The organism is Pseudomonas sp. HY2-MNA-CIBAN-0224 (genome assembly GCF_040310285.1).
Lineage (GTDB): Bacteria > Pseudomonadota > Gammaproteobacteria > Pseudomonadales > Pseudomonadaceae > Aquipseudomonas > Aquipseudomonas helleri.
This window is the reverse complement of record NZ_JBEOPQ010000242.1, coordinates 1-369: the sequence shown is the minus strand read 5'-3', so window position 1 is coordinate 369 and position 369 is coordinate 1. Positions and strand designations below refer to the sequence as shown.

Sequence of the window (369 nt, the reverse complement as noted above, 5' to 3'; positions counted from 1 at the left end):
GGACTAATGAGTATTACTGGGCCAAGCGACGGCGAACCGCACAAGGTTGGTGTGGCCGTCGTTGATTTGTTTGCAGGCTTGCAGCTGACCATTGGCATTCAAGCGGCACTGCTGGCACGTCAGCATACTGGATTTGGACAACATGTCGATGTAGCATTGCTTGACAGTGCACTGGCGATGTTAGCGAACGTCGGTATGAATCATTTAGCCTCAGGTGATGTACCGCCAAGACTGGGTAATCAGCATCCCAATATCGTGCCTTATCAAGTGTTTGCTGGTGAGGGGGAGGCGCACTTTATCTTAGCATGTGGTAATGACAGCCAGTTTGCCAAGCTTTGTGACGTATTGGGTATTGATTGGCATAGCGAC

General features: G+C 50.4%; 1 protein-coding gene. It reads left to right on the top strand.

What is annotated here, in order from left to right; genetic code table 11:
* A partial coding sequence (locus tag AAEZ03_RS26225) for a CoA transferase (RefSeq protein ID WP_350582678.1) occupies positions 1-369 on the top strand: 369 nt, incomplete at both ends.